A 24751-nucleotide genomic window follows, 5' to 3' on the forward strand; every position below is an offset into this window, starting at 1 on the left:
GTCCCACTATGGATAACAAGAATTCCGAAAAGATCGAACACGTCCTGGTGACCGGCGCCGGCGGCACCGTGGGCGGGCTGGTCGTCCCGGAGCTCCGGGAACGCGGACTGCGCGTCCGCGCCCTCACCCGCGACCCGTCCCGCCGCACGTTCCCCGCCGGGGTCGAGGTCGCGGCGGGCGACCTCGCCGACCCCGCGACCCTGGACGGGGTCTTCGACGGCGTGGACGCCGTGTTCCTGTTCCCCGTCGCCGAGACCGCCGCGGCGGTGGTGGACCTGATGCGCCGGGCCGGGGTCCGGCGAGTGGTCGTCCTGTCCTCGACCTCGGTCTCCGACGGCGACGACACGGACTTCGGCTACCGCCACCACCGCCCGGTCGAGGAGGCGGTGGAGCGTTCCGGCCTGGAGTGGACCCACCTGCGCGCGGGCGAGTTCATGGCCAACGACCTGGACTCCTACAGCGGATCCGTGCGCGCCGAAGGCGTCGTCCGCGCCCCGCACGGCGACCGCCCCTGGGCCCCGGTCCACGAGGCCGACCTCGCGGACGCCGCCGTCGCCGCCCTCACCGGGTCCGGCCACCACGGGAAGGCGTACACCCTCACCGGTCCGGAGACGGTCACCGCCGCCGAACGCGCCGCCGCCATCGGCGCGGCCCTGGGCCGCGAGATCCGGTTCGTGCACCTGAGCAACGAGGAGGCCCGCGAACTGTGGATCTCCCAGGGCGTCCCGCCGGAGATCTGCGACTGGCTGCTGTGGGAGGCCCCCGACGGCTGGGACCCCTCCGGCCTGGTCTCCTCCGACTACGAGAAGATCACCGGCCGCAGGGGGCGCACCTACGCACAGTGGGCCGCCGACCACCGCGCCGACTTCTCCTGAGCCCGGTCCGGGCGGGGCTTCCGTGGCGCCTTGCGGGCGCCGCCGCCTCCTGAGATCCTGCCCGGAACACCGGCCCGGCCGCGTTCCCGGCGGTGGGCCGCACACGAAAGGGACATCCGTGACCGACCAGTACGACGCGGCGGAGCCCGCCGCCCTCTCGGGGACCCTCGCCCTCGGCGGCGACCTGCCGATCCACCGGCTCGGCTTCGGCGCCATGCGGATCGTCGGCGAGGGGGTGTGGGGGCCGCCCCGCGACCGCGACGAGGCGCTGGCGGTCCTGCGCAGGGCCGTCGAACTGGGCGTCACCTTCATCGACACCGCCGACTCCTACGGCCCGCAGATCAGCGAACAGCTCATCCGCGAGGCCCTGCACCCCTACCCCGAGGGCCTGGTCATCGGCACCAAGGCCGGGTTCGTGCGCACCGGTCCGGGCCTGTGGCACCGGCTGGGCCGCCCCGAGTACCTGCGCCAGCAGGTGGAGATGAGCCTGCGGACCCTGGGACTGGAGCGCATCGACCTGTTCCAGCTGCACCGCATCGACCCCGAGGTGCCGCTGGCCGACCAGCTGGGCGAGCTGGCCGACCTGCGCGCCGAGGGCAAGATCGGCCACATCGGGCTGAGCGAGGTGAGCGTGGACGAGCTGTCGGCGGCCCGCGCCATCACCCCGATCGCCTCGGTGCAGAACCAGTACGCCCCCTCCTTCCGGGAGTCGGAGGACGTGCTGGAGCAGTGCGAGAAGGACGGGATCGCGTTCCTGCCCTGGGCCCCGGTGGACCGCGGCGCGCTGGCCGGGCCGGACTCGCCGCTGGCGGCGATGGCCGCCGAGCGCGGGGTCACCCCGGTGCAGCTGGCGCTGGCCTGGCTGCTGCACCGCTCACCGGTGATGGTGCCCATCCCCGGCACCTCGCGGGTGGCGCACCTGGAGGAGAACGTGGCGGCGGCCGCGCTGCGGCTGTCCGAGGAGGAGACCGAGCGCATCGGCAGCCACCTCGGCTGAACCGGCGCGCGCGGGCGGCCAGCCGGGACCCTGCTCCGGTCCCGGCGGGCCGCCCTCGTCCCGGTCCGTCAGCTCGGCCGCAGGCGGAAGACCTGCAGGCGCATGTCGTAGTACTTCTCGGTCTCGCCCACCCACTCCATGCCCAGCCGCCGGGCCACCCCGACGGCGCGCACGTTGTTGGGCCGGGCGACGGCGAAGATCTCCTCGATGCCCTGCCCGAAGGCCCAGGTGATGACGGCCCGGCTCGCCTCGGTGGCGTACCCCTGCCCCCACACGTCGGGGCGCAGCGCCCAGGTGAGCTCGAAGTCCTCCTCGTAGGGCGGCAGGAGTTTGAGGGACAGCCCGCCCACCAGCTCGCCGTCCTCCTTGCGGACGATGGCCCAGCGCCCGGCGGGCGGGATGAGGTTGGGTCCGGCCTCGATCCAGGCGTGCAGGACCGAGCGCATCGCGTTCGCGTCGTTCACCGGTTGCCATTCCGGCGTGAGCCAGTGCGCCACCTCGGCGGCCCCGTAGATCTTCAGGGCGGCTTCGGCGTCGTCCAGCTCCCACTCCCTGATCTGGAGTCGTTCGGTCGGCAGCTCAAGGCTCATACCACAACGGTAGCGGCCGTGCGAGCACCGGGACAGGGGTCGGGGGACAAGAGTGGGCATCCGTTGGGGCAGGGCGCCGGGTCCCGGCCGGGGCCCGGCCTACCCGCTCCGGCCCAAGCCGGGGGAAACGGTTCGTCATCCCCTCTTTACCCAGGGTCTTCGGATCGCCTATCGTGGAATCCCGGCCTGGGAGCGCTCCCAGTCGTGGGGGGCGCCGCGGCCGACTCCCCCGCCACCCGGCCGGGACCGCGCGCCCGGGTCCGCCGTGGGGGACGGGCCCGGGCGCCCCGCTTCACCCGGCCCACACGTCCTCGGTGTAGCGGCCCCGCCCGATCAGCCCGTCCAGCCAGGCCCGGGTCCCGGTGGTGAAGTCGCCGGAGGTGTCGGCGGCGGCCAGGTCGCGGGCCAGCCCGGCGCAGGTGCCCGGGCCGGAGCCGCACAGGACGTTCAGCGCCGTGCCGGGTGCGCACCGCGCGGCACCGTCGGCCGCCGCCACCGTCGCCCTGGCCACGGGCGACCTGCCCTCCTAGACCGCGTTCTTCCGGACCGCCGCGGACGGCCCGCGACCGGCGCCGCCCCCGCCCGGCGCCGTCGTAGAGCACTCGGGAACGGGTGCTAGGCGTCGGCCCCGACGGCGGCGCGGACGTCGGCGGTGATCAGCCCGGCCACCTCACCGATGCGGCCGACGAAGTAGAAGTGGCCGCCGGGGAGGGTGTGCCGCACCAGCGGACCGGTCACGTGCTCGCGCCAGGCGTCCATGCGCGCGGGCGGCATCCCGGCGTCCTCGGCCCCGGCCAGCGCGGAGACCGGTATCGGCAGCGGCGGGGTGTCCGGGCGCGGGCGCCAGGTGTCGACCAGTTCCAGGTCGGCGCGGATCAGCGGTTCGGCGGCCCGCCACCGCTCGGGGTCCTCCAGGGTGGCCGCGGGGGTGCCGCCCATCCGGGCCAGCCCCGCCCGCAGGCGGTCGGCGGGCAGCAGGTGGCGGGGTTCGATCCACTCCGGCCCCGGAGCCGGGCTCCAGCCCGAGACCCCCAGCCAGGCGGGCGCGGGACCGTCCCCGGCCAGGGCCAGCAGCGCGGTCTCGTAGGCGGCCAGCGCGCCCATGCTGTGCCCGAACAGCCCGAAGGGCCGGTCGTGGTCGGCGCTGATCAGGGCGTACAGGTGCCGGGCCAGCGCGCGGGCGTCGCGGAACGCGGTGTCGTCGCCCTCACGGCCGGGGGCCTGGAGCAGGCACACGTCCCAGTCGTCGGGCAGGTGGCGCACCCAGGGGCGGTACGCCTGTGCCGAACCGCCCGCGTGGTGCAGGACGAACAGCCGGAAGCCCGCCTCGGGCACCGGCCGGATCCGGATCAGGGCGTCCCGACGCACCGCACTCCCCCCTCGAAGGCCATGGGAACGGCATGCCCGCCGCACCAGCGGCAAACCTACCAGTCAGTAATACCCACTGGTAACACCGGCCGGTAACATCCGGCGGCGGCAACGGCCCGCCCGGGCCGGCCTAGGATGCGGCGCATGGCTGTTCCCCGGCCCGCCAGGGCGCTCAACGAGGGCGTGCGCAAGAGCATGCGCGCGAACAGGGGCCGCGACACCGGCCCCGAACTGGCCGTGCGGCGGCTGGTGCACGCCGCCGGGCTGCGCTACCGGGTCTCGGCCCGGCCGCTGCCCGCGCTGCGCCGCACCGCCGACCTGGTCTTCACCCGCCGCCGGATCGCGGTGTTCGTCGACGGCTGCTTCTGGCACGGCTGCCCCGAGCACCACACCACGGCGCGCACCAACGCCGCCTACTGGGCCGAGAAGGTGCGCGCCAACCGCGAGCGCGACGCCGACACCGACCGGCGCCTGGGCGAGGCCGGCTGGACCGTGCTGCGCTTCTGGGAGCACGAGGAGCCCGCCGCGGTGGCGGAGCGGATCGTCGCGGCGGTACGGGGGGCGCGGGACACGCGCGGGGGGTGACCGGATCCGGCCACGCCCCGCAGGGCGCGGACCGGCCTCAGCGGCCGGTGGGAGCCGGGGACCGGCGCCGGAGGCGCGCGGCCAGAGCGCGCACGCGGCGCGCGAGCCGGCTCAGCGCCGACCCCGCCCTCCCCTGCCCGGCCTCCGGGGGAACGTCCTGGTCGGGGGCCTGGTCGGCGGTGTCGGAGACCTGCGCCACGCGGTCCCGCAGCCGGTCGCGGACCTGGTCGGGGGTGTAGGCGCGGCGCTGGCGCTCCGCGCGGGCGATCGCCACGCCCGTGGCCGCCACACCCACGAAAGCCGCCGCTCCGAGTACTTTCCACCATCGCATGTGCCTAGGCTAGCGGTGTGGCCGATAGCGAGATCTCTTTGGACCGGGCGCTGGAGCTGACCCGCACCGGCGATGTGTGGGTGTTCCGCGGAACGAGCGCGGCCGACCGCGCCATCCAGATCACCACCAACAGCCCCGTCAACCACGTGGGCATGTCGGTGGTCATCGAGGACCTGCCCCCGCTGATGTGGCACGCCGAACTGGGCCGCTCCCTGCCCGACATGTGGACCGGCAGGCACCAGCGCGGCGTGCAGCTGCACGACCTGCGCGACGCCGTCCTGGTGTGGGGGCGCAAGTACGGCCAGCGCGGCTGGCTGCGCCAGATCGACCCCGAGGTGGGCCGGGAGGCCGAGGACGCCGTGCTGCGGGCGATCGCGCGCCTGGACGGCACCCCCTTCCCCTCCACCGCGCAGATGGCCGGGCGGTGGGCGCGCGGGCGGCTGCCCCTGCGCCTGCCCTCCTTCCTGCGCCGCGGCGAGGACTCCGGGCATTCCGAGCGCGCCCTGGAGTCGGCCTACTGCGCCGAGGTCATCGCCCTGACCTACGAGGCGATGGGGCTGCTGCCCGCCGGGCGCCGCCCCGGGTACTACGACCCGGGGCGGTTCTGGAGCGGGGACCGCCTCAAGCTGGAGGGCGGCCACTCCCTGGGCGGGGAGATCGCCGTGACCCTGCCCGACCAGCCGGAGCAGGCCGGACAGGCCGGGTAGCGCTCAGCGCCGGGGCGGCGGCGCGGTGCTGCCGCGCACGACCAGGGCAGTGGCCAGGTCCAGGCGCAGGTTGGCCGGGCGCCCCCCGCGGGCCAGCACCAGGGCCATGCGGGTGGCCTCCTCCGCCATCTCGGTCAGGGGCTGGCGGACCGTGGTCAGCGGCGGCCCCACCCAGCGGGCCACCGGCAGGTCGTCGTAGCCCACGACGCTGAGGTCCTCGGGGATGCGCACCCCCAGCTCGCGCGCGGCCTCGTACAGGCCCATGGCCTGGAGGTCGCTGCCGGCGAACACCGCCGTGGGCGGGTCGTCCAGGGCGAGCAGCTCCCGGCCGCGGTCGCGCCCGCTCTCCACGTGGAAGTCCCCGTGCCGGATCAGCTCGGGGTCCACGGGGATGCCCGCGGCGTCCAGGGCCGAGGTGTAGCCGTCGATGCGGGCCTTGCTGCACAGCACCTCGCGAGGTCCGCCGATGACGGCGATGCGCCGGTGCCCCAGGTCGACGAGGTGGCGGGTGGCGGCCAGCCCGCCGCTCCAGTTGGCCGAGCCCACCGCGGGCATGTCGGGCCCCGGGTCCCCCGCGGGGTCGACCACCACGAAGGGGATGCCGCGCGCCGACAGCCGGGTGCGCTGCTCGGCGGCCAGGTCGGAGAAGACCAGGACGACGGCGGTGGGGCGGCGGGCCAGGACCGCGTCGACCCAGTCGTCGCGCGGGGTCTGGCCGCCGGACTCGGTGAGCACGACGCTCAGCCCCTCCTCGCGGGCGATGTTCTCCACCCCGCGCACCACCTCGATGGCCCAGGCGCTGTCGAGCTCGTGGAACACCAGGTCGATGAGGGCGGAGCGGCCTCCCCCGGAGGCGCGCCGGCGCCGGTACCCGTGTGTGCGGATGAGCTCCTCCACGCGGGCCCGGGTGTCCTCGGCGACGTCGGCGCGGCCGTTGAGGACCTTGGAGACGGTCGGGACGGAGACCCCGGCGGCCTCCGCAATTTTCGCGATGGTCACCGGCCCGGTGATCGCTCCGTCGGGGGCTTCCTGGTTCGACTGAGTACTCACGCCGCCCGATACTACGCGCCCCGGCGCTGTTCAGCACCGCCGCTCCCGATTCGGTGGTGATCGGGGCCACAACGGATATTGACGTGGTTCACGCCGCGTCGTACATTCGGGCACCACAAGTTTCGGAATAAATTCCGAAAGTTTCGACCAAGGGATACGCGATGACCACCCCCCGAGTCGGCACGGCCGCCGCACTGGCCGCGCTCACCCTGCTCACCGCGACCGCCTGCGGCGGCCGGGGAGCCGCCCAGGGCTCCGATGAGATGCACGTGTGGATGTACCAGGACACCCTCGTCGTCGTGCAGGAGGGCGCCGTCGAACGCTTCAACGCCGACCAGGGCGCCGACGGCGTCCAGGCGGTCATCGACCAGGTGCCCGGCGACAACTACGTCGAACGCCTGCGCACCGCCATGGGCTCCCCGCAGCGGCCCGACGTGTTCTTCAACTGGGGCTCGGGCAGCATCGCCCCCTACGCCGAACAGGGCCTGCTCGAACCCCTCGACGATCTCCTGGCCGAGGACCCCGAACTCGCCGAGGCGTTCCTGCCCTCCGTCCTGGAGTCGGGCAAGGTCGACGGCGTCCAGTACGGCATCCCCCTGCGCGGCACCCAGCCCGTCGTCCTCTTCTACAACCGGGCCGTCTTCGAGGAGGTCGGCGTCGAGCCCCCGCAGACCTGGGACGACGTGCTGACCCTGGTCGACGAGTTCACCGAGGCCGGCGTCACCCCCTTCGCCCTGGCCGGCGCCGACCCCTGGACCGAGCAGATGTGGCTGCAGTACCTGGTGGACCGCATCGGCGGCCCCGAGGTGTTCGCCCGCATCGCCGAGGGCGACTCCGAGGGCTGGCGCGACCCGGCCGTGCTGGAGGCCGCCGAGATGGTCGCCGACCTGGTCGACCGCGGCGCCTTCGGCGACTCCTACGCCTCGGTCAGCTACACCGAGGGCGGCGCCTCCACCCTGCTCTCCGAGGGCCGCGCCGCCATGCACCTGATGGGGTCGTGGGAGTACTCCACCCACCTGGACCAGGCCCGCGAGTTCGCCGAGAACGACCTGGGCTACGTCGCCTTCCCGCCCATCCCGGGCGGCGAGGGCGACCCCGCCAACATCGTCGGCAACCCCACCAACTACTTCTCCGTCACCGCCGACAGCCCCCACCTGGAGCACGCCCTGGAGTTCCTCTCCTACACCGCCCAGGACGAGTACGTGGCCGACATGGTCGCCAACGGCGAGGTGCCCACCACCGCCGACGCCGAGGAGGTCCTGGCCGACAGCCCCAACCCGGAGTTCGCCGTCTTCCAGTACGAGCTGGTCCGCGACGCCCCCCACTTCCAGCTGTCCTGGGACCAGGCCCTGACCCCCGAGGTCGCCACCCCGATGGTCACCGAGATCGAGGCCCTGTTCAACGGGCAGCGCACCCCGCAGGAGTTCGTCGACGCCCTGGCCGCCCTGTGAGCGCGCGCACCCAGGGCCGGGCCGCCCCCCGCACCGGGCGGCCCGGCCCCCTGTGGGCCCTGCCGGGCGTCGTGTTCTTCGCGCTGTTCGCCGCCCTGCCCATGCTGCTGGTGGCGTACCTGTCCTTCACCCACTGGGGCGGGCTGGGCACCCCCGCCTTCGCCGGGCTCGACAACTGGACCCGGCTCGCCGGCGACCCGCTCATGCACCGCGCCGTGGGCCTGAGCCTGCTGCTGACCGTCGCCAGCTGGGCCCTCCAGACGCCGATCAGCCTGCTCCTGGGCGTGTGGGCCGCCGGGCGCCAGCGCGGCCGCGCGATCCTGTCCGCGGTCTTCTTCCTGCCGCTGCTGCTGTCCTCGGCGGCGGTGGCCATCATCTGGCGGGCCCTGCTGGACCCCAACTTCGGCCCGCCCGCCTGGCTGGGACCGGCCCTGGGCCTGGGCACCCTGGACCCGCTGGGCGGGGGCGGCAGCGCGTTCTGGGTGATCGTGTTCGTCGCCGCCTGGCAGTTCATCCCGCTGCACATGCTGCTCTACCAGGGCGGGGCCCGGCAGATCCCGGCGACCCTCTACCAGGCGGCGCGCATGGACGGGGCCGGGCGGCTGGGCATGTTCTGGCACATCACCCTGCCCCAGCTGCGCAACACGATGACCACCTCCTCGGTGCTGATGGTCGTCGGGTCCCTCACCTACTTCGACACGGTGCTCATCATGACCGACGGCGGCCCGGGCACCGACACCACCATCGTCCCGTACCTGATGTTCCGGGCGGGCTTTCGCAGCTGGGAGCTGGGCTACGCGAGCGCGATCGCGTTCACGCTGGTCATCGTCGCGACCCTCATCGCCCTGGTGATGGTGCGCCTGACCGGGTTCGGCTCGATGCGCAGCACCAGGGAGGGGATGTGAGCGTCGTGGAGGAACGCACCGCTGTGGAGGGGCGCCGCACGGCCGCGCCCCGGCGGGCGCGCGGCGGCGCACCGGTCCGGTACCGGGGCGTGGGCGAGCGCCCCAACGTCCTGGGCGGGCTGGGCGCCCTGGTCTGGCTGGTCGTGGTGGCGCTGCCGCTGTACGCCCTGCTCGTCGCCACGATCCAGCGCGGCGAGAACTACGTGCCCGAGGGCCCGCTGGCCCTGCCCTCGGACCCCACCCTGGGCAACTACGCCGCCGCCATCGACAAGGGCCTGCTCGGGTTCGTGGGCAACACCGCCCTGGTCACCCTCGCCGTCGTCGCCCTGGTCGTGGTCCTGTCCGCCACCACCTCGTACGCGGTCGTGCGCTCGCGGACCCGCGTCACCGACGCCGCCTTCCGCGTGTTCCTGCTGGGCCTGGCCATCCCCGCCCAGGCCGTCATCATCCCCGTCTACCTCATCATCGTCCGCCTGGGGCTGTACGACACCCTCACCGCGATCGTGCTGCCCACCGCCGCCTTCGCCCTGCCGGTGTGCGTCCTGATCCTGGTCGGGTCCATGCGCGACATATCCGAGGAGCTGTACGAGGCCATGGCGCTGGACGGCGCCGGGCCGGTGCGCACCTTCCTGCAGCTGGTCGTCCCCATGTCCCGGTCCGGGCTGGGCACCGTCGCCGTCTACTCCGCGCTCCAGGCCTGGAACGGGTTCCTCTTCCCGCTCATCCTCACCCAGTCCGCCGGCCGGCGGGTCATCACGATGGGCCTGTACGAGTTCCAGGGCGAGTACCGGGTGGACGTGCCCGGGCTGCTCACCGCGGTCGTGGTCTCCACCGTCCCGCTGTTCGTCGTCTACCTCGTGGCACGCCGCTCCCTGGCGGACGGGCTGATGGGAGTGGGCGGCAGGTAGCACACGCGTTTCGGATCGCGAAAGCCCGGGCAGGCGCTGGTTGTACCGGGCGGGTCCGAGAACAGGCCGAGCGGCTCCCCCGTCCGCAGTCCCTTGCAGACACGGCCCGAGGGGATCGCAGATGAACGACGACGCGCTGGACGAGGCCGCCGAGGCGGAACTGGCGACCCGGTGGGGGCCGTTCCGCCTGGTGGCCTTCCGCGATCCCGGCGACCGCGGGGAGCACCTGGCCCTGGTGCACGGCGAGGTCCGCGACCGCGACGAGGTCCCCGTCCGGATCCACTCCGAGTGCGTGACCGGCGACGTGTTCGGGGCCCTGCGCTGCGAGTGCGGCGACCAGCTGGCGGCCGCCGTCGGGGTGGTCACCGCCGCGGGCCGGGGCGTGGTGGTGTACCTGCGCGGCCACGAGGGCCGGGGCATCGGACTGCTCGACAAGGTCCGCACCCTGGCCCTGCAGGACGCCGACGGGCTCGACACCGTCGACTCGGCCACCGTCCTGGGCCTGCCCGTGGACGTGCGCGACTACGGCCCCGCCGCCCGGGTGCTGCGCCACCTGGGGGTGCGGTCGGTACGGCTGCTGTCCAACAACCCCGACAAGGCGCGCGCCCTGGAGACGCACGGGGTCAAGGTCGCCGTGCGCGAACGCCTGCTCGCCCCGGTCCGGCCGGAGAACCTCCCCTACCTGGTGGCCAAGCGCGAGCGGCTGGGGCACGACCTGCCCGCGCCGGAGCTGCCCGATGCCTGAGCCCGCCGCCACCGCGCCCGCGCCGCCACCGGCGCCCGGCCGCGGCCCGGACCGGCGCTCACCGCACCGGGCACTCGCCTGCGCGGCGGCGGGACAGCTCGCGGTGCTGGCGGTGCTGACCGCCACGGTCGGGCTGGGCCCGGCCGGCTGGGCGGTCGCCGCAGCTGTCGCCGGTGCCGGCGCCGCCCTGGTGGCGCGGGCCGCCGCGCGGGCCCGGCACCGGTTCGGGCCCGCCGACGCGATCACCCTGGCCCGGTGCACCCTCATCGCCGCCACCGCCGGGCTGTTGGCCGACGGCGCCGCCCCCTGGCCGGTGGTGGCCGTGGCCTCACTGGCCCTGGCCGGGGACCTGGTGGACGGGCCGGTGGCCCGCCGCACCGGCACGGCCACCGCCTTCGGGGCCCGCTTCGACATGGAGGCCGACGCGTTCCTGCTGCTGGTCCTGAGCCTGGCCGCCGCACCGCTGCTGGGCCCCTGGACCCTGGGGATCGGCGCCATGCGGTACGTGTTCGCCGCGGCCGCCCGGTGGGCGCCCTGGCTGGCCGCGCCGCTGCCGCCGAGTCGGGCCCGCAAGGCGGTGGCCGCCGTCCAGGGGGTGGCGCTGGTGGCCGCCCTGGCACCGGTGGTCCCGACCGCGGCCGCCGCGGCGGTGGTCGCCGCCGCCCTGGCCCTGCTGGTGTGGTCCTTCGGCCGCGACATCGCCCGGCTGCACCGCGACCGGGCCTGACGGCTGAGAGGGTGGGACGGACGGCGTCCACGAGCCAGACGAGGAGGACCATGGCGCGGACAGCGCGGGCGTTCTGGATCCGGTCCCCCGGCCACGGGGAGATCCGCGAGGAGCCCCTGGCCGACCCCGGGCCCGGCGAGGTGCTGGTGCGCACCCGCTGCTCCGGGATCAGCCGCGGCACCGAGACCCTGGTGTTCGGCGGCGGCGTCCCGCCCGGCCAGTACCGGGTGATGCGCGCCCCCTTCCAGGAGGGGGACTTCCCCGGCCCCCTCAAGTACGGGTACCTCAACGTGGGCACCGTCGAGGAGGGGCCCGGCGACCTGGTGGGGCGGACGGTGTTCAGCCTCCACCCCCACCAGGACCTGTTCACCGTCCCGGCCGACGCGGTCTTCCCGGTGCCCGAGGGGGTGCCCGCCGAGCGGGCGGTCCTGGCCGGCACGGTCGAGACGGCCGTGAACGCCCTGTGGGACGCCTCCCCCCTCGTCGGCGACCGCATCGCCGTGGTGGGCGCCGGGATGGTGGGCTGCTGTGTGGCCCGCCTGGCCTCGCGGATCCCCGGCGCGCGGGTGCAGCTGGTGGACGTGGACCCCGGGCGGGCCCGCACCGCCGACGCGCTGGGGGTGGGGTTCGCCGCGCCCGCCGAGGCCATGGGCGACTGCGACCTGGTCTTCCACGCCAGCGCCACCGAGGCCGGGCTGACCCGCTCCCTGGAGCTGCTCGCCTCCGAGGGGGAGGTCGTGGAGCTGAGCTGGTACGGGGACCGGCGCGTCATCCTGCCGCTGGGCGGGGACTTCCACTCCCAGCGGCTGGCCGTGCGCGCCAGCCAGGTCGGGATGATCTCGCCCGCCCGCCGCTCCCGCTACGACCACGCCGAACGCCTGGGGCTGGCCCTGCGGCTGCTCGCCGACCCGGCCTTCGACGCCCTGCTGACCGGGGAGAGCGCCTTCGAGGACCTGCCGTCGGTGCTGCCGCGGCTGGCCGACGGCTCCCTGCCCGCCCTGTGCCACCGCATCGTCTACCCCTGGGAGGACCCCCGGTGTTCAGTGTGACGGTCCGCGACCACATGATGGTCGCCCACAGCTTCCGCGGCGAGGTGTTCGGGCCCGCCCGGGCCCTGCACGGCGCGACGTTCGTCGTGGACGCCACCGTGTACCGCGCGGAGTTGGACGCCGACGGGGTCGTGGTGGACATCGGCGAGTTCTCCCGGGTCCTGGCCGGGATCGTGGGGGAGCTGAACCACCGCAACCTGGACGAGGTGCCCGGGTTCGCCGGGGTGAACACCACCACCGAGTTCCTGGCCCGGGTGGTGGCCGACCGGCTGGTGGAGCGGCTGGACGCCCCGGCCCGGGGGCTGGCGAGGGTGGCGGTGACGCTGCACGAGTCGCACGTGGCGTGGGCCTCCTACGAGAGGGACCTTTGACCGTCTTCGTGGTGCCCGAGCCCTCCGCCCCCAGCGGCGGCCACACCTACGACCTGCGCCTGGCCGAGGTCCTGGGCCTGGACCGGGTGGAGGTGCCCGGGGCGTGGCCGCGGCCGGACGAGCGTGACCGGGCGGGCCTGGAGCGGCTGCTGGCGGGCCTGCCCCGGGGGTCGACGGTGCTGCTGGACGGCCTGGTGGCCTGCGGTGTGCCGGAGGCGGTCCTGCCGTGGGCCGGGCGGTCGCGGATCGTGGTGCTGGTCCACCTGCCGCTGGCCGACGAGACCGGCCTGGCCCCCGCCGAGGCCGCCGACCTGGAGGCCCGGGAGCGGGCGGTGCTGCGCGGCGCGGCGGCCGTCATCGCCACCGGCGCGGCGGCGGCCCGGGACCTGGCCGCCCGCCACGGCCTGAGCGGGGTGGCCGTCGCCCCGCCCGGGGTGGACCCGGCCCCCGAGGCCGTCCCCGGCGACGGGACGCGGCTGCTGTGCGCGGCCTCCCCCACGCCCCGCAAGGGCCACGACCTCCTGTTCGCCGCCCTGGACCGGGTGCGCGACCTGCCCTGGACCTGTGCCTGCCCCGGCCTGCCCGCCGCCGGCGGCGGCGCGTGGGCGGCCCGGGTCCGGGAGGCGGCCCGGCCCCTGGGCGGCCGCGTGTCCCTGCCCGGCCCGCTCACCGGCGCCGACCTGGACGCCGCCTACGCCGCGGCCGACCTGCTGGTGCTGCCCACCCGCGCCGAGACCTACGGCATGGTCGTCACCGAGGCCCTGGCCCGCGCCGTCCCCGTCCTGGCCTCCGGCGTGGGCGGGGTGCCCGAGGCCCTGGGGCGCGACCGGACCGGCGCCCGGCCCGGCCTGCTCGTCCCGCCCGGGGATCCGGACGCCCTGGCCCGTGCGCTGCGCCTTTGGCTCACCGATCCGGCGCTGCGGGAACGGCTTCGGCGTTCGGCCCGCCGGCGCCGCGCCGACTTGGCAGGATGGGAGGAGACGGCCCGCTCGGTGAGCGCCGTCCTCGACCGGGAGGTGACCCCGTGAGCACCGCGGACACCCAGGAGTTCACACCGCGCTGGCTGGCCGCCCGCGAGGGCGCCGACGCCCGCGCCCGTTCCCGCGGCCCGCTGCCGGCCCTGGCGGCGCACGGCGCCGTCGTCGCCGACCTGGGCTGCGGCACCGGGTCGCTGGCCCGCTGGACCGTCCCGCGCCTGGCCGGGGTGCGGCACTGGATGCTGTTCGACCGCGACCCGCGCCTGCTGGCCCTGGCGGGCGGCCGGGTCCCGGCGCCCCGGGTGGAGGCCCGCCTGCTGGAGCTGGCCCGGCTGCGCCCGGACGACCTGGCGGGGGCCACGCTGGTGGCCGGCTCGGCCCTGCTGGACGTCCTCACCGGGGAGGAGGTCCTCACCGTCGCCGACGCGGTCGCGGGCACCGGCCGCCCCGCCTGGTTCACGCTGTCGGTGGCGGGCCGGGTGGTGCTCACCCCGGAGGACCCGCTGGACGCGGCGGTCGCCGCCGCGTTCAACGCCCACCAGCGCCGGGGCGGGCGCCTGGGCCCCGACGCCGTGGAGGCCGCGATCGAGGCGTTCGCCCGCCGGGGGTACCGGGCGACGACCTTCCCCAGCCCGTGGCGGCTGGGGCCGGACCCGGCGCCGGTGACCCGGATGTGGCTGGAGGGCTGGGTGGGCGCCGCCGCCGAACAGGAGCCGCGCCTGCCGCTGGAGGACTACCTCGCCCGCCGCCGGGAGCAGCTGGACGGGGAGCGGCTGACCGTCGTCGTCCACCACGACGACCTGCTGCTCATGCCCCCCGGGGACCGGTCGTGACGCTGCGCCCGCCCCCGCACGCGCCCGCCGCCCCCGGCGGTGCCGGTGCCCGCGGCGCACCGGTCCCCGGCGCGCGGGGGTGGTGGCGCCGCCGCCGGGGCGCGGTGCTGCGGGCGGGCGCGGGCGCCCTGATCCTGGGCGGGGTGCTGTGGTGGTACCCGCTGGAGGCGTTCACGGCCGCGCTGGCGGTGGTGGACGCCGGCGCGGTCGCCGCGGCCCTGGCCCTGGGCGCCGTCACCACGGTGCTGTGCGCGTCCCGCTGGCTGGTGGTGGCGCGGGCGGTGGGCCTGCGGCTGTCCCCGGCCCGGGCGGTGGCCGACTACTACCTGGCGCTGCTGCTGAACGCGGTGCTGCCCGCCGGGTTCCTGGGCGACGCCCACCGGGCGGTCGGCCACGGCCGCGCCAACGGCGACCTGGGCCGCGGGGTGCGCGCCGTGGTGCTGGAACGCCTGGCCGGGCAGGTGGTGCTGTGCCTGGCCGTGGCGGTGCTGGTGCTCACCCTGCCCTCCGCCCTGTGGGGTCCGGGCCGGGCCGCGGCGGTCTCCTCCCTGCTGCTCCTCGCGGCGGTCGCCGCCCTGCTCGCCGCGGCGGCCCTCCTCCCCCGGCTCCGGGACTCCCGCCCGGGCCGGCTCCTGGCCTCGACGGTCCGCGACGTGCGCGCCGGGCTGCTGGGGCGGGCCCCGGCGGTGCTGGCGCTGTCGGCGGCGGCGCTGGCCGGGCACGTGGCCCTGTTCCTGGTGGCCGCCCACCTGGCGGGTGTGGACGCCCCGCCGCCGCGGCTGGTGCCGCTCGCGCTGCTGGCGCTGGCGGCGATGAGCCTGCCGGTGAACGTGGGCGGGTGGGGCCCGCGCGAGGCCGCCACGGCGGCGGCGTTCGGCGCCGCCGGGCTGGGGGCCGGCCAGGGCCTGACGGTGTCGGTGGTCTACGGGGTGCTGGCGCTGGTGGCGGCGCTACCGGGCGTCGCCGTGGCGGCGGCGCGCCTGTTCCAGGGCGGCCAGGTGTCCGGCGGCCCGCCGGGTGAGGTGGGCGAGCAGGGCGTCCCCCTTGGCGGCGCTCGCCCGTGAGGGCAGGCCCACCACTCCGTTGGCGGTGTAGGCGGCCAGCCCGAGGGTGCCCATGTGGTCGCGTTCGTCGGCCCGGTGGTCGGCCCGCGCGTAGTCGGGGCGGACCAGGTCGGGGTGGGTGTGCAGCAGCACGGAGGTCTCCAGCTCCCCGGCGTGCATGTCCTGGTCGTTGGTGGTGGTGATGCCCGCCGCGGTGCGGGCGGCCTCCCATTCGCCGGGTCCGGGGAAGAGGGCCATGCGCCCGCCCGACTGCTGGACGGTGTTGGCGAGCACGTGGTTGCCGCCGTGGCCGTTGACGATCAGCAGCGGGACGCCGCCCAGGGAGTCGGCGATGTCGGTGACCAGGGCGTGCAGGGTGGCCGCCGAGACGCTGACGGTGCCGGGCCAGGCGGCGTGCTCGTGGGAGCAGCCGAACGCCAGCGGGGGCAGCAGCCGCAGCGCGTGGGCTTCGGCGACGCGTTCGGCCAGGGCGCAGGCGATGAGGGTGTCGGTGGTGAGCGGCAGGTGGGGGCCGTGCTGTTCCAGGCTCCCCGCGGGCAGGACGGCGGCGGCCGGGGTGCGCGCGCCCTCCTGCGGTGAGGTGGTGGCGGGCAGCGGCGGGCGTTCGTCCATGCCCCCAGTATCAGGGCGGCGGTGCGGGATCGGTGAAGGCGGCGCCGACCTCGTCCAGGACGGAGTCCACCACTTCGTCCAGGGTGCCGGTGCCCTCCTGGGTCCACTCGTGCAGGGCGTGCAGCAGGGCGGACAGGAACACCGACGCCAGCAGTCCGGGGCGGTGCATCCCGGCGGGCAGGGCGCGGTCCCCCAGGAGCGCGGCCATCTCGTGCAGGAACCCCTGCTGCCCGGCCAGCCGCCGTCCCAGCAGGGCGGGGTGCTTGAGGGCCAGGCGGGTGCTCTGCGCCCACTCCCGGTCCGGTGACAGGTCGCGGGTGTCGTAGACGGTGCGGACGGTGGCGCGCAGGGCGGTCCAGGCCGACTCGTGCGCGGGGCGGGTGCGCAGGACGGTGAGGAAGTCCTCCATGTGGGCGGTGTCGCCGTACAGGCAGGCGTCCTCCTTGCCCGCGAAGTAGTTGGAGAAGGTGCGCCGGGAGACCTCGGCGGAGGCGGCGATCTCCTCGACGGTCACGGCGTCCAGGCCGCGTTCGACGATCAGTCGCAGCGCGGCCCGGTGGATGCGCAGCCGCGTCCGCTCCTTCTTGCGTTCGCGCAGACCGGGGGAGACGTCCATGGTGACATGTTACACGGACTGAAAAATTGCCCTGAAGGCATATTTGCGCGGTGTGCATGTATGCTGGTGAGCAGGTCAACTCCGTTTACTTTTCTTCGCAGGGGTGCATGTGAGCGCAGCACGTCCGTTATCCGATACCGGGGCCCGCCCGACCGTCCTCCGGTCCCTCACCGGGCTGCTCATGGTCCTGGGCGTCACGATGCTCAGCGGCACGATCGTCTCGGTCGCCCTCCCCCAGATCGTCGGCTCCCTCAACGGCACCCAGTCGCAGTACACCTGGGTCGTCACCGCCGCACTGCTGGCCTCCACCGCCTCGACCCCGGTCTGGGGCAAGCTCGCCGACCTCTTCGACAAGAAGCGGCTGCTACAGCTCTCCATCGTCATCTTCATCGTCGCCTCGCTGCTGTGCGGCCTGGCCCAGACCACCGGCCAGCTGATCGCCTTCCGCGCCCTCCAGGGCCTGGGCATGGGCGCCTCGCAGGTCCTCGTCCAGGTCGTCATCGGCAGCCTGGTCAGCCCCAAGGAACGCGGCAGGTTCAACGGCTACATCGGCGCCATCATGGCCGTGGCCACCGTCGGCGGCCCCCTCATCGGCGGCGCCATCACCGACGTCTCCTGGCTGGGCTGGCGCTGGTGCTTCCTCATCGGCGTTCCCTTCATGCTCGTCGCCATGGTCGTCCTGGCCCGTACCCTGCACCTGGAGGACGTGCGCCGCCCCGACACCAAGGTCGACTACGTGGGGGCCACGCTCATCGCCGCGGGGGTCAGCGTCCTGCTGCTGTGGATCACCTTCGTCGGCGGGGACTTCGCCTGGATCTCCTGGCAGAGCGCCGCCATGGTCGGCGGTGCCGCGCTCCTGCTCGGCCTGGCCGTGTGGGTCGAGTCCCGGGTGTCGGAGCCGGTCATCCCGCTGCACCTGGTGGTGCGCCGCGAGACCGCCGTCGCCATCCTGGCCAGCGTCGCCGTGGGCATGGCCATGTTCGGCGGCGCCGTGTTCCTGGGCCAGTACTTCCAGCTCGCCCGCGGCTACTCGCCCACCGAGGCCGGCCTGCTCACCATTCCGCTGATGCTGGGCGTCCTGGTCTCCTCCACCGTCTCCGGGCGCATGGTCTCCCGCTCCGGCCGGGTCAAGTCCTACGTGATGACCGGTCTGGTGACCCTGTCCGTCGGGTTCTTCCTGCTGTCCACCATCGACGCCGAGAGCCCCCTGCCCTACGTGGGCCTGGGCATGCTCCTGGTGGGCACCGGCGTGGGCCTGTCCATGCAGAACCTGGTCCTGGTGGTGCAGAACTCGGTGCCCCTGCGCGAGCTGGGCGCCGCCAGCGGCGCCATCACGTTCTTCCGCTCCCTGGGCGGCACCATCGGCGTCTCCGTCCTGGGCGCCGTCCTGGCCAACCGGGTCGCCACCGGCATCACCGAGGGCCTGGCCGCCGCCGGGGTGGACGCCTCGGGGGCCGCCGCGTCCGGCAGCGGCACTCTCAACCTGGACGCCATGCCGCCCTTCCTCCGCGACATCGTCGCCGGCGCCTACGGCTCCGCCACCGGCGACATCTTCCTCGTCGCGACCGGCATCGCCGTGGTGGGCGTCCTCGTCGGCGTCCTGCTGCCCCGCGTGCGCCTGCGCGACAGCCTGGACCTGCCCGAACCCGTGGAACAGGTCGTCGCCGAGGCCGAGGACTCAGGTCCCGGCCGGAGCCCGCAGACCGCGGGCTGAGCCCGCCGCCGAGCGCCCCGCCCCGGACCGTCCGGGGCGGGGCGCCGCGCTGTCGGGGGGGAGGAGGGGCCGGTTGTCGCAGGGAGGCGTTAGCGTGGGCGCGCGCCCGGCGGACAGGACCGGGCACCGAACCCGCAGGAGCCCCCATGGCCGAGCTCACCTACTTCGTCCACCAGTCGCTCGACGGCTACATCGAGGGCCCGAACGGAGAGTTCGACTGGCCGGTCATGGGGCCGGAGCTGTCCGAGGACTCCCGGGCCCTGGGCGAGCGCGCCGACGCCTTCCTCTACGGCCGGGTCGTCTGGGACATGATGTCGGGCTTCTGGCCCGAGGCGGAGAAGCACTCCGACGACCCCCACGACCTGGCCTTCGCCCCCGTCTGGCGGGAGAAGCCCAAGGTCGTGGTGTCGCGCACCCTGGACAAGGCCGACTGGAACACCCGGGTGGTGGACGGCGTGGACAAGGTCGCCGAGCTCAAGGCGGCCGGGGAGGAACTCGTCCTGTTCGGCGGCTCGGCCCTGGCGGCCGACCTCACCCGGCACGGGCTCGTCGACGAGTACCGCGTCTTCGTGCACCCGGTCGTCCTGGGCGGCGGCAAGCCCGCCTTCCCCGCCTCCGTCGGCCGCCTGGGCCTGGAGCTCGTGGAGTCCCGGGTGTTCGACTCCCAGGCCACCATGCTGCGCTACCGCCGCGCCTGAGGTCCGACCGTGCGCCCGGCTCCGCCGACCGGAGCCGGGCGCCGCTGTTCCCGGTCAGCCGCCCAGGGCCATCCGCGCCCCCAGCGCCAGCATGACCACCGCGATCACCCCGTCCAGCACCCGCCACGCCCCCGGGCGGGCGAACACCGGCCGCAGCAGCCGCGCGCCGAAGCCCAGGGAGAAGAACCACAGGAAGCTGGCGCTGACCGCGCCGGCCGCCCACCACCAGCGGGCCCCGTCGTACTGGTTGGCCAGGGAGCCCAGGAACAGCACCGTGTCCAGGTACACGTGCGGGTTGAGCCAGGTCAGCACCACCGCGGTCGCGATGGCCGCGCCGCGCCCCACCACCTCGCCCGCGCTCGCCTCCAGCGAGCCGCCGTCCGGGCGCAGCGCCCGCCGGGCCGCCATCGCCCCGTACACGAGCAGGAACCCCGCCCCCAGTACCCGGACCACCGTCACCAGCCCGGGCAGGGCCGTGATCACCGCGCCGATGCCCAGCACGCCCAGCGTGATGAGCAGCGCGTCGGACAGGGAGCAGACCAGCACCACCGGCAGGACCGTGGCGGTGCGCCCGGAGATGCCCAGGCGCAGGACGAAGGCGTTCTGGGCGCCGATGGCCACGATGAGGGCGAGCCCGGTACCCAGACCGAGCATCGCGGGGAGAAGAGTCGCGTTCACGGAGAGAACGCTAGGCCCGCGACCGATGTGCAGTAAAGCTAAACTTTCTTAGAACCCCTAAGAGAGGCTTAAGATGCCCTTCCAGTTCGAGCACCTGCGCACCCTCACCGCCCTGGTGGACGAGGGCACCTTCGAGGCGGCCGCCCGGGCCCTGCACGTGACCCCCTCGGCGGTGTCGCAGCGCGTCCGGGCCATGGAGCAGGCCGTCGGCAAGGTGCTGGTCCGGCGCACCACACCGGTCGCCACCACCCCGGCCGGGGACGTGGTCCTGCGCCACGCCCGCCAGGTCCTGGTACTCGACGAGGACGCCCTGGGAGAGCTCGGCGCGGACGAGGGGGACCGCCTGCTGCCCGTCGCCGTCAACGCCGACAGCCTCTCCACCTGGTTCCTGGAGGCGCTGGCCGTCGTGACCGGGGAGCTCGGGGTGGCGTTCGAGGTCCACCGCGAGGACGAGGAGCACACCACCTCCCTGCTGCGCTCGGGGACTGTCATGGCCGCGGTCACCTCCACCCCCGAGGCCGTCCAGGGCTGCACCGTGGAGGGGCTGGGCGTCCTGCGCTACCTGGTGGTGTGCACGCCGGAGTTCGACGACCGCCACCTGGGCGGCCGCGGCGACCCCGGACTCCTGGCGCGCTCGCCCATGGTCACCTTCGACCGGCGCGACGACCTCCAGGACCGCTTCCTGCGCGAGACCCTGGGCCTGGCCCCGAGCGGGCCGCGCCACTACATCCCCGCCTCACAGGACTTCGCCCGCGCCGTCCACCTGGGCATGGGCTGGGGCGCCGTGCCCGAGGGGCAGTGCCGGGACGCCCTGGAGGCCGGGGAGCTGGTCCACCTGGCCCCCGACCACCCCGTCGAGGTCCGCCTCTACTGGCAGCGCTGGAACCTGCGCTCCCCCGCCCTGGACCGGCTCACCGAGGTGGTCCGCCGCCACGCCGCCGCCGGCCTGCACCCGCTGTGACCCGGCCGGGCCGCCTCAGCCGGAGCGGAGCCGGTCGCGCAGGGTGCGCGCCACCCGTGCCATCAGCGCCTCCGCGCCCGGCTGGTGCACCGCCGGGACCCGGGACTCCGTCAGGGCCGCCACCGCGAACACCGCGCCGTCGGCGTGCTCCACCACGCCCACCTCGTGGCGCAGGTTCAGCAGGCTCCCCGTCTTGGACGACCACGTCGTGGCGTCCGACACGAAGTCCGGGGTCAGGCGGTGCCGCAGCACGTTGTGCGCCATCAGCCCCCGCACCCGCGCCGCCACCTCCGGGTGGATCTTCGACGGGGTCCACAGCGCCTGGAGCAGGTCGGTGAAGGCCCGCGCGGACCCCGTGCTCGCGCGCGCCACGTCCAGCTGCGGGATCCGGTGCCCCCGCCCCGCCGTCCCCGCCTCGATGGCCAGGCTGTGCGCCAGGTGGCCCTCGTCGGGGTTCAGCCGGTCGACCGGCGTGTGGTGCAGCTCCTCCATCGTGTGCCGGACCGTGATGCCCGCGATCCCCGCCGCCCGCAGCGAGGCCGCCACCCGCTCCGGCGGGGTGAGCGCCAGCAGGGCGTCCGCGGCTGCGCCGTCGCTCAGGCACGTGCTCAGGTAGACCAGGTCCTCCACCGCCACCCGGGCCGGGTGGCGGAACCGGGAGATGCCGATCGGCCCGAAGGTCTCCACCCTCCCCGGGTCCACGGGGACCTGCTCCGCCCCGTCCAGCTCCCCGGCCTGCACCCGCTCCAGCACGGCGATCGCCAGCGGCACCTTCACCAGCGACGCGGACGGGAACTCCTCCTCGGGCTCGATCCCGATCTCCTCCCCCGTCCGCAGGTCCCGCACCAGGAAGGAGCCCCGCAGTCCCCCCTCCTCCAGCTCACGGCGCAGCCCGCGCAGCAGGGCGGTGGTGGTGGCGACGGTCACGGGGTCCTCCCGGGGTCGGGGACGGCGGCGGTTTCGGGGGCGGCGGGAACGGCGGGGTCGGGTACGGCGTCCAGGCAGTGGGCCAGGGCCGCGGCCAGCGGAGCCCGCAGCCGCTCCGTCTCCTCCTGCCCTTGGGCCACCAGATCGTAGCCGCGTTCCACCACCGGCTCGCCCAGCGCGCACCAGTACAGCCCCAGCGCCTCCGCCTGTCCCGCCGGGCACAGCAGCAGGTCGCCGCGGACCAGGACCTCCGTCGCCGCGTCCGCCAGGGACGACGCGACCAGCACCTGTCCGGGCCCCAGTCCCAGGGCGTCGCGCGAGCGCGACAGCGGATCGCGCACGTGCGGCACGTCGTCCTCCGGCTGGATCCACAGCCGGCGGCCGCCGCCGGGGCGCTCCCCGCGCCCCACCCGCAGCGTCCCCAGGTACAGGGTCCGGACCTCGAACGCCGTCGCCGAGCCCACCCCCAGCGGCACCCGCCACGCCGCGTCCACCGGCGGCACCGCCACCACCGCCGCCCGCACCTCGCGGTCGCGCAGCGCCGCCGCGCGCACCGCGGGCGGCCCCGGCCGGAAGTCCAGCCGCAGCCCCGCGTCGCGCCCCGCGGCGCCCAGCGCCGCCAGGTCCCGGGTCGCGCACGTCTCCGGCACCGCCAGCCGCAGGGGGCTGTGCCGGGCCCGTTCGGCGTCGTACTCCAGCTCCTCCGCCAACCGCACCAGGCGCCGCGCCGCGGGCAGCACCTCCCGCCCGAACGGCGTCAGCACGGCCCTGCGCGTGGACCGGTCGAACAGCTGGCCGCCCAGATGACGTTCCAGGGCCGCCACCCGGCGGCTGGCCACCGGCTGCGGAATGCGCGCGGCGGCCGCGCCCGGGGTGAAACCGCCCCGATCGCTCACGTACACGAAGGCCCGACAGGCACCGACCAGATCCATGAGCCGAGATTATGCCGGAAACGCATGGAAACGGCGATTGCCGTCTTGGACGGCATGAGGTCTCGGGGGACAGACTGCTGGCGAGGCCGCACCGGCCCGGCGTTCCCCGGACCCGGCACGCTCATCCGCAGACGAAAGGCACCACCGATGCTCACCCGCACCACCCGTCTCAACGGACTGCGACCGGCCGCCGCCACCCTGGCGCTGCTGGCCCTCACCGCCTGCGGCACCTCCGAGGCCGAGCCCCAGAGCGCGTCGGCCGCGCCCTCGGAGTCGCCCTCGGCCGACCCCGGGTTCGCCACTCTGGAGGCCGAGTACGGGGCCCGCCTCGGCGTCTACGCCGTCGACATCGGCACCGGCGAGGAGGTCGCCTACCGCGCCGATGAGCGGTTCGCGTACGCCTCCACCTTCAAGGCCCTGGCCGCGGGGGCGCTGCTCGCCGAGCACACCCTGGAGGAGATGGAGGAGGTGGTCACCTACACCGAGGACGACCTGGTGGAGTACTCCCCCGTCACCGAGCAGCACGTCGACACCGGGATGACCCGCATGGAGATCATCGACGCCGCGGTGCGCTTCAGCGACAACACCGCCGGCAACCTGATCCTGGAAGAGCTCGGCGGCGTGGAGGGCTTCAAGGAGGACCTGCGCGCGATCGGCGACGATGTCACCGAGCCCGCCCGCTACGAGACCGAGCTCAACGAGGCCACCCCGGGCGACGTCCGCGACACCAGCACCCCGCGGGCGATGTCCGACAGCCTGGAGGCGTACACGCTGGGCGACGCCCTGCCCGAGGAGAAGCAGGACGTCCTCATCGACCTGCTGGTCCGCAACACCACGGGCGACGACACCATCCGCGCGGGCGTGCCCGAGGGCTGGACCGTCGGCGACAAGACCGGGTCGGCCGGCTACGGCGGCCGCAACGACATCGCGGTCGTGTGGCCGGAGGAGGGCGCCGACCCGATCGTCATCTCCGTCTTCACCGCGCAGGACGCCCAGGACGCGGAGCCGATCAACGAGCTCGTCGCCGACGCCGCCGAGATCGTGGTCGACGAACTCGGCTGACTCCCCCCGGGGGGCGCGGCGCGGCCGGCGGCCGCCCGCGCCCCCACACGGACACCCTCCGAACACGAATGGATCCTTTGAGCGATGACCCGTTCCGTGCGACACCTGGCCCCGGCCGCCCTGCTGACCCTGCTCCCGCTGGCCGGCTGCGGGGGCGCCGGCCCCGAACCCGCGGCGTCCCCGTCGCCGTCCGCGCCCGCCTCCGCCGCCTCCGCCGTGCCCGTCGACGTCTCGGCGGAGCTGACCGCCCTGGAGGAGGAGTTCGACGCCCGCCTGGGGGTGTACGCGGTCGACACCGGCACCGGGGCGGAGATCGCCCACCGCGCCGATGAGCGGTTCGCGTACGCCTCCACCCACAAGGCCCTGTCCGCGGGGGCGCTCCTGGAGCGCAACACCCTGGAGGAGATGGAGCGGGTCGTCACCTACACCGAGGACGACCTGGTGGGGTGGACTCCCATCACCGAGCAGCACGTGGACACGGGGATGACGCTCCTGGAGGTCGTCGACGCCGCGGTCCGCTACAGCGACAACACCGCCGCCAACCTGGCGCTGGAGGAGCTGGGCGGCCCGCAGGGGTTCGAGGACGCGCTGCGCGGGATCGGCGACGAGGTGATCGAGGCCGAGCGCTGGGAGCCGGACCTGAGCGAGTACACCCCGGGCGACGTCCGCGACACCAGTACCCCGCGGGCGATGGCCACCAGCCTGCGGGCGTACACGCTGGGCGACGTCCTGCCCGAGGACCGCCGCGAGGTGCTGGTGGACATGCTGCTGCGCAACACCACGGGCGACGCGACCATCCGCGCGGGCGTGCCCGAGGGCTGGACCGTCGGCGACAAGACCGGCGCCGCCAGCTACGGCACCCGCAACGACATCGGCCTGCTGTGGCCCCGGGAGGGCGACGAGCCCATCGTGGTGGCCGTCATGTCCAGCCGCGAGGAGGAGGACGCCGAACGCCGCGACGAGCTCATCGCGGCCGCCGCCGGGGTCGTCGCCGACGCCCTCCGCTGAGCGGCCGCCC

29 protein-coding genes are annotated in these 24751 nt (G+C 75.1%); 19 read left to right on the forward strand and 10 right to left on the reverse strand.

What is annotated here, in order from left to right:
• Positions 1 to 8: 8 nt before the first annotated feature.
• Both ACFVNO_RS24635 and ACFVNO_RS24640 read left to right on the forward strand, forming a co-directional pair.
• Complete coding sequence (locus ACFVNO_RS24635) at positions 9 to 875, forward strand: NAD(P)H-binding protein (RefSeq protein WP_378895992.1); 867 nt, start codon at positions 9 to 11, stop codon at positions 873 to 875.
• 118 nt (positions 876 to 993) lie between these two features.
• The gene (locus ACFVNO_RS24640) at positions 994 to 1872 is read left to right on the forward strand and encodes an aldo/keto reductase (protein ID WP_220561397.1); all 879 of its coding nucleotides are present in this window, start codon (positions 994 to 996) and stop codon (positions 1870 to 1872) included.
• Between the two features lie 68 nt (positions 1873 to 1940).
• Here the strand turns inward: ACFVNO_RS24640 and ACFVNO_RS24645 are convergent, their stop codons facing one another.
• From ACFVNO_RS24645 to ACFVNO_RS24655, 3 genes are all read right to left on the reverse strand, one after another.
• Positions 1941 to 2462, reverse strand: a complete 522-nt coding sequence (locus tag ACFVNO_RS24645) for a GNAT family N-acetyltransferase (protein WP_355264226.1) — start codon at positions 2460 to 2462, stop codon at positions 1941 to 1943.
• Between the two features lie 292 nt (positions 2463 to 2754).
• Positions 2755 to 2973, reverse strand: coding sequence for a hypothetical protein (locus tag ACFVNO_RS24650; RefSeq protein WP_355264223.1), 219 nt, complete (start codon positions 2971 to 2973; stop codon positions 2755 to 2757).
• 104 nt (positions 2974 to 3077) lie between these two features.
• Positions 3078 to 3830 carry an alpha/beta fold hydrolase gene (locus ACFVNO_RS24655; protein ID WP_355264220.1) on the reverse strand — a complete coding sequence of 251 codons (753 nt, stop codon included), beginning with the start codon at positions 3828 to 3830 and terminating at the stop codon, positions 3078 to 3080.
• A gap of 144 nt (positions 3831 to 3974) precedes the next feature.
• Here ACFVNO_RS24655 and ACFVNO_RS24660 point away from each other — a divergent pair, with 144 nt between their 5' ends.
• Positions 3975 to 4415, forward strand: a complete 441-nt coding sequence (locus ACFVNO_RS24660; protein WP_355264217.1) for a very short patch repair endonuclease — start codon at positions 3975 to 3977, stop codon at positions 4413 to 4415.
• 37 nt (positions 4416 to 4452) lie between these two features.
• On the opposite strand, the gene ACFVNO_RS24665 is transcribed toward ACFVNO_RS24660, so the two are convergent.
• Positions 4453 to 4746: a hypothetical protein gene (locus ACFVNO_RS24665; protein ID WP_355264214.1), complete on the reverse strand. Its 294-nt coding sequence runs from the start codon at positions 4744 to 4746 to the stop codon at positions 4453 to 4455.
• 32 nt (positions 4747 to 4778) lie between these two features.
• Here ACFVNO_RS24665 and ACFVNO_RS24670 point away from each other — a divergent pair, with 32 nt between their 5' ends.
• Entirely contained in the window at positions 4779 to 5453 is a 675-nt protein-coding gene (locus ACFVNO_RS24670; protein ID WP_378896043.1) for a hypothetical protein, read from the forward strand.
• A gap of 3 nt (positions 5454 to 5456) precedes the next feature.
• Here ACFVNO_RS24670 and ACFVNO_RS24675 read toward each other — a convergent pair whose 3' ends face one another.
• The gene (locus ACFVNO_RS24675; RefSeq protein WP_378896045.1) at positions 5457 to 6464 is read right to left on the reverse strand and encodes a LacI family DNA-binding transcriptional regulator; all 1008 of its coding nucleotides are present in this window, start codon (positions 6462 to 6464) and stop codon (positions 5457 to 5459) included.
• A gap of 200 nt (positions 6465 to 6664) precedes the next feature.
• On the opposite strand from ACFVNO_RS24675, the gene ACFVNO_RS24680 reads away from it, so the two are divergent.
• The 10 genes from ACFVNO_RS24680 (at position 6665) to ACFVNO_RS24725 (ending at position 15533) form a co-directional block, all read left to right on the forward strand.
• Positions 6665 to 7954, forward strand: coding sequence for an extracellular solute-binding protein (locus ACFVNO_RS24680; protein WP_355264211.1), 1290 nt, complete (start codon positions 6665 to 6667; stop codon positions 7952 to 7954).
• Positions 7951 to 8859, forward strand: coding sequence for a carbohydrate ABC transporter permease (locus tag ACFVNO_RS24685; RefSeq protein WP_255646616.1), 909 nt, complete (start codon positions 7951 to 7953; stop codon positions 8857 to 8859). The genes ACFVNO_RS24680 and ACFVNO_RS24685 overlap by 4 nt, the downstream gene beginning before the upstream one ends.
• Positions 8856 to 9767: a carbohydrate ABC transporter permease gene (locus ACFVNO_RS24690; RefSeq protein WP_378895997.1), complete on the forward strand. Its 912-nt coding sequence runs from the start codon at positions 8856 to 8858 to the stop codon at positions 9765 to 9767. Before ACFVNO_RS24685 ends, ACFVNO_RS24690 begins: the two co-directional genes overlap by 4 nt.
• A gap of 121 nt (positions 9768 to 9888) precedes the next feature.
• Positions 9889 to 10512, forward strand: a complete 624-nt coding sequence (locus ACFVNO_RS24695; RefSeq protein WP_355264207.1) for a GTP cyclohydrolase II — start codon at positions 9889 to 9891, stop codon at positions 10510 to 10512.
• Positions 10505 to 11239, forward strand: coding sequence for a CDP-alcohol phosphatidyltransferase family protein (locus tag ACFVNO_RS24700; RefSeq protein ID WP_355264204.1), 735 nt, complete (start codon positions 10505 to 10507; stop codon positions 11237 to 11239). Before ACFVNO_RS24695 ends, ACFVNO_RS24700 begins: the two co-directional genes overlap by 8 nt.
• 50 nt (positions 11240 to 11289) lie before the next feature.
• On the forward strand, positions 11290 to 12288 hold the full coding sequence (locus ACFVNO_RS24705) for a zinc-binding alcohol dehydrogenase (protein WP_378895999.1): 999 nt from the start codon (positions 11290 to 11292) through the stop codon (positions 12286 to 12288).
• The gene (locus tag ACFVNO_RS24710) at positions 12276 to 12659 is read left to right on the forward strand and encodes a 6-carboxytetrahydropterin synthase (protein WP_220561407.1); all 384 of its coding nucleotides are present in this window, start codon (positions 12276 to 12278) and stop codon (positions 12657 to 12659) included. The genes ACFVNO_RS24705 and ACFVNO_RS24710 overlap by 13 nt, the downstream gene beginning before the upstream one ends.
• Positions 12656 to 13687, forward strand: a complete 1032-nt coding sequence (locus tag ACFVNO_RS24715; RefSeq protein WP_378896002.1) for a glycosyltransferase family 4 protein — start codon at positions 12656 to 12658, stop codon at positions 13685 to 13687. The genes ACFVNO_RS24710 and ACFVNO_RS24715 overlap by 4 nt, the downstream gene beginning before the upstream one ends.
• Complete coding sequence (locus ACFVNO_RS24720; RefSeq protein WP_355264195.1) at positions 13684 to 14469, forward strand: SAM-dependent methyltransferase; 786 nt, start codon at positions 13684 to 13686, stop codon at positions 14467 to 14469. The genes ACFVNO_RS24715 and ACFVNO_RS24720 overlap by 4 nt, the downstream gene beginning before the upstream one ends.
• Positions 14466 to 15533: a lysylphosphatidylglycerol synthase domain-containing protein gene (locus tag ACFVNO_RS24725; protein WP_355264192.1), complete on the forward strand. Its 1068-nt coding sequence runs from the start codon at positions 14466 to 14468 to the stop codon at positions 15531 to 15533. The genes ACFVNO_RS24720 and ACFVNO_RS24725 overlap by 4 nt, the downstream gene beginning before the upstream one ends.
• Here ACFVNO_RS24725 and ACFVNO_RS24730 read toward each other — a convergent pair.
• Together ACFVNO_RS24730 and ACFVNO_RS24735 are read right to left on the reverse strand one after the other, a co-directional pair.
• The gene (locus tag ACFVNO_RS24730) at positions 15420 to 16145 is read right to left on the reverse strand and encodes a creatininase family protein (RefSeq protein WP_355264189.1); all 726 of its coding nucleotides are present in this window, start codon (positions 16143 to 16145) and stop codon (positions 15420 to 15422) included. The genes ACFVNO_RS24725 and ACFVNO_RS24730 overlap by 114 nt on opposite strands.
• A gap of 10 nt (positions 16146 to 16155) precedes the next feature.
• Positions 16156 to 16761, reverse strand: coding sequence for a helix-turn-helix domain-containing protein (locus ACFVNO_RS24735; RefSeq protein ID WP_355264187.1), 606 nt, complete (start codon positions 16759 to 16761; stop codon positions 16156 to 16158).
• A gap of 181 nt (positions 16762 to 16942) precedes the next feature.
• Here ACFVNO_RS24735 and ACFVNO_RS24740 point away from each other — a divergent pair, with 181 nt between their 5' ends.
• Both ACFVNO_RS24740 and ACFVNO_RS24745 read left to right on the forward strand, forming a co-directional pair.
• Positions 16943 to 18475, forward strand: a complete 1533-nt coding sequence (locus ACFVNO_RS24740) for an MDR family MFS transporter (RefSeq protein WP_378896047.1) — start codon at positions 16943 to 16945, stop codon at positions 18473 to 18475.
• A 146-nt stretch (positions 18476 to 18621) separates the two neighbouring features.
• Positions 18622 to 19173 (forward strand): dihydrofolate reductase family protein, encoded by a 552-nt coding sequence (locus ACFVNO_RS24745; protein WP_355264184.1) that lies wholly within the window; start codon positions 18622 to 18624, stop codon positions 19171 to 19173.
• 54 nt (positions 19174 to 19227) lie between these two features.
• Here the strand turns inward: ACFVNO_RS24745 and ACFVNO_RS24750 are convergent, their stop codons facing one another.
• The gene (locus ACFVNO_RS24750) at positions 19228 to 19827 is read right to left on the reverse strand and encodes a LysE/ArgO family amino acid transporter (protein ID WP_355264607.1); all 600 of its coding nucleotides are present in this window, start codon (positions 19825 to 19827) and stop codon (positions 19228 to 19230) included.
• 97 nt (positions 19828 to 19924) lie between these two features.
• On the opposite strand from ACFVNO_RS24750, the gene ACFVNO_RS24755 reads away from it, so the two are divergent.
• The gene (locus ACFVNO_RS24755; protein WP_378896005.1) at positions 19925 to 20812 is read left to right on the forward strand and encodes a LysR family transcriptional regulator ArgP; all 888 of its coding nucleotides are present in this window, start codon (positions 19925 to 19927) and stop codon (positions 20810 to 20812) included.
• Positions 20813 to 20827: 15 nt separating this feature from the next.
• On the opposite strand, the gene ACFVNO_RS24760 is transcribed toward ACFVNO_RS24755, so the two are convergent.
• Both ACFVNO_RS24760 and ACFVNO_RS24765 read right to left on the reverse strand, forming a co-directional pair.
• Complete coding sequence (locus ACFVNO_RS24760) at positions 20828 to 21739, reverse strand: serine hydrolase (RefSeq protein ID WP_378896007.1); 912 nt, start codon at positions 21737 to 21739, stop codon at positions 20828 to 20830.
• Positions 21736 to 22671 carry a LysR family transcriptional regulator gene (locus ACFVNO_RS24765; RefSeq protein ID WP_355264178.1) on the reverse strand — a complete coding sequence of 312 codons (936 nt, stop codon included), beginning with the start codon at positions 22669 to 22671 and terminating at the stop codon, positions 21736 to 21738. Before ACFVNO_RS24765 ends, ACFVNO_RS24760 begins: the two co-directional genes overlap by 4 nt.
• 147 nt (positions 22672 to 22818) lie before the next feature.
• On the opposite strand from ACFVNO_RS24765, the gene bla (ACFVNO_RS24770) reads away from it, so the two are divergent.
• The gene (bla, locus tag ACFVNO_RS24770; protein WP_378896010.1) at positions 22819 to 23733 is read left to right on the forward strand and encodes a class A beta-lactamase; all 915 of its coding nucleotides are present in this window, start codon (positions 22819 to 22821) and stop codon (positions 23731 to 23733) included.
• A gap of 84 nt (positions 23734 to 23817) precedes the next feature.
• Positions 23818 to 24741 (forward strand): class A beta-lactamase, encoded by a 924-nt coding sequence (gene bla, locus ACFVNO_RS24775; protein WP_378896012.1) that lies wholly within the window; start codon positions 23818 to 23820, stop codon positions 24739 to 24741.
• Positions 24742 to 24751 lie beyond the last annotated feature (10 nt).

It is taken from the genome of Nocardiopsis sp. NPDC057823 (assembly GCF_042797335.1).
GTDB classification, from domain to species: domain Bacteria; phylum Actinomycetota; class Actinomycetes; order Streptosporangiales; family Streptosporangiaceae; genus Nocardiopsis; species Nocardiopsis changdeensis.

Excerpts from the sequence above, each read along its gene's own strand:
- ACFVNO_RS24635 (WP_378895992.1), top strand. The coding sequence starts at position 9 with ATGGATAACAAGAATTCCGAAAAGATCGAACACGTCCTGGTGACCGGC.
- ACFVNO_RS24645 (WP_355264226.1), bottom strand. The coding sequence starts at position 2,462 with ATGAGCCTTGAGCTGCCGACCGAACGACTCCAGATCAGGGAGTGGGAG.
- ACFVNO_RS24660 (WP_355264217.1), top strand. The coding sequence starts at position 3,975 with ATGGCTGTTCCCCGGCCCGCCAGGGCGCTCAACGAGGGCGTGCGCAAG.
- ACFVNO_RS24665 (WP_355264214.1), bottom strand. The coding sequence starts at position 4,746 with ATGCGATGGTGGAAAGTACTCGGAGCGGCGGCTTTCGTGGGTGTGGCG.
- ACFVNO_RS24680 (WP_355264211.1), top strand. The coding sequence starts at position 6,665 with ATGACCACCCCCCGAGTCGGCACGGCCGCCGCACTGGCCGCGCTCACC.
- ACFVNO_RS24695 (WP_355264207.1), top strand. The coding sequence starts at position 9,889 with ATGAACGACGACGCGCTGGACGAGGCCGCCGAGGCGGAACTGGCGACC.
- ACFVNO_RS24700 (WP_355264204.1), top strand. The coding sequence starts at position 10,505 with ATGCCTGAGCCCGCCGCCACCGCGCCCGCGCCGCCACCGGCGCCCGGC.
- ACFVNO_RS24705 (WP_378895999.1), top strand. The coding sequence starts at position 11,290 with ATGGCGCGGACAGCGCGGGCGTTCTGGATCCGGTCCCCCGGCCACGGG.
- ACFVNO_RS24730 (WP_355264189.1), bottom strand. The coding sequence starts at position 16,145 with ATGGACGAACGCCCGCCGCTGCCCGCCACCACCTCACCGCAGGAGGGC.
- ACFVNO_RS24735 (WP_355264187.1), bottom strand. The coding sequence starts at position 16,761 with ATGGACGTCTCCCCCGGTCTGCGCGAACGCAAGAAGGAGCGGACGCGG.
- ACFVNO_RS24740 (WP_378896047.1), top strand. The coding sequence starts at position 16,943 with ATGGTCCTGGGCGTCACGATGCTCAGCGGCACGATCGTCTCGGTCGCC.
- ACFVNO_RS24745 (WP_355264184.1), top strand. The coding sequence starts at position 18,622 with ATGGCCGAGCTCACCTACTTCGTCCACCAGTCGCTCGACGGCTACATC.
- ACFVNO_RS24750 (WP_355264607.1), bottom strand. The coding sequence starts at position 19,827 with ATGCTCGGTCTGGGTACCGGGCTCGCCCTCATCGTGGCCATCGGCGCC.
- ACFVNO_RS24755 (WP_378896005.1), top strand. The coding sequence starts at position 19,925 with ATGCCCTTCCAGTTCGAGCACCTGCGCACCCTCACCGCCCTGGTGGAC.
- ACFVNO_RS24765 (WP_355264178.1), bottom strand. The coding sequence starts at position 22,671 with ATGGATCTGGTCGGTGCCTGTCGGGCCTTCGTGTACGTGAGCGATCGG.
- bla (WP_378896010.1), top strand. The coding sequence starts at position 22,819 with ATGCTCACCCGCACCACCCGTCTCAACGGACTGCGACCGGCCGCCGCC.
- bla (WP_378896012.1), top strand. The coding sequence starts at position 23,818 with ATGACCCGTTCCGTGCGACACCTGGCCCCGGCCGCCCTGCTGACCCTG.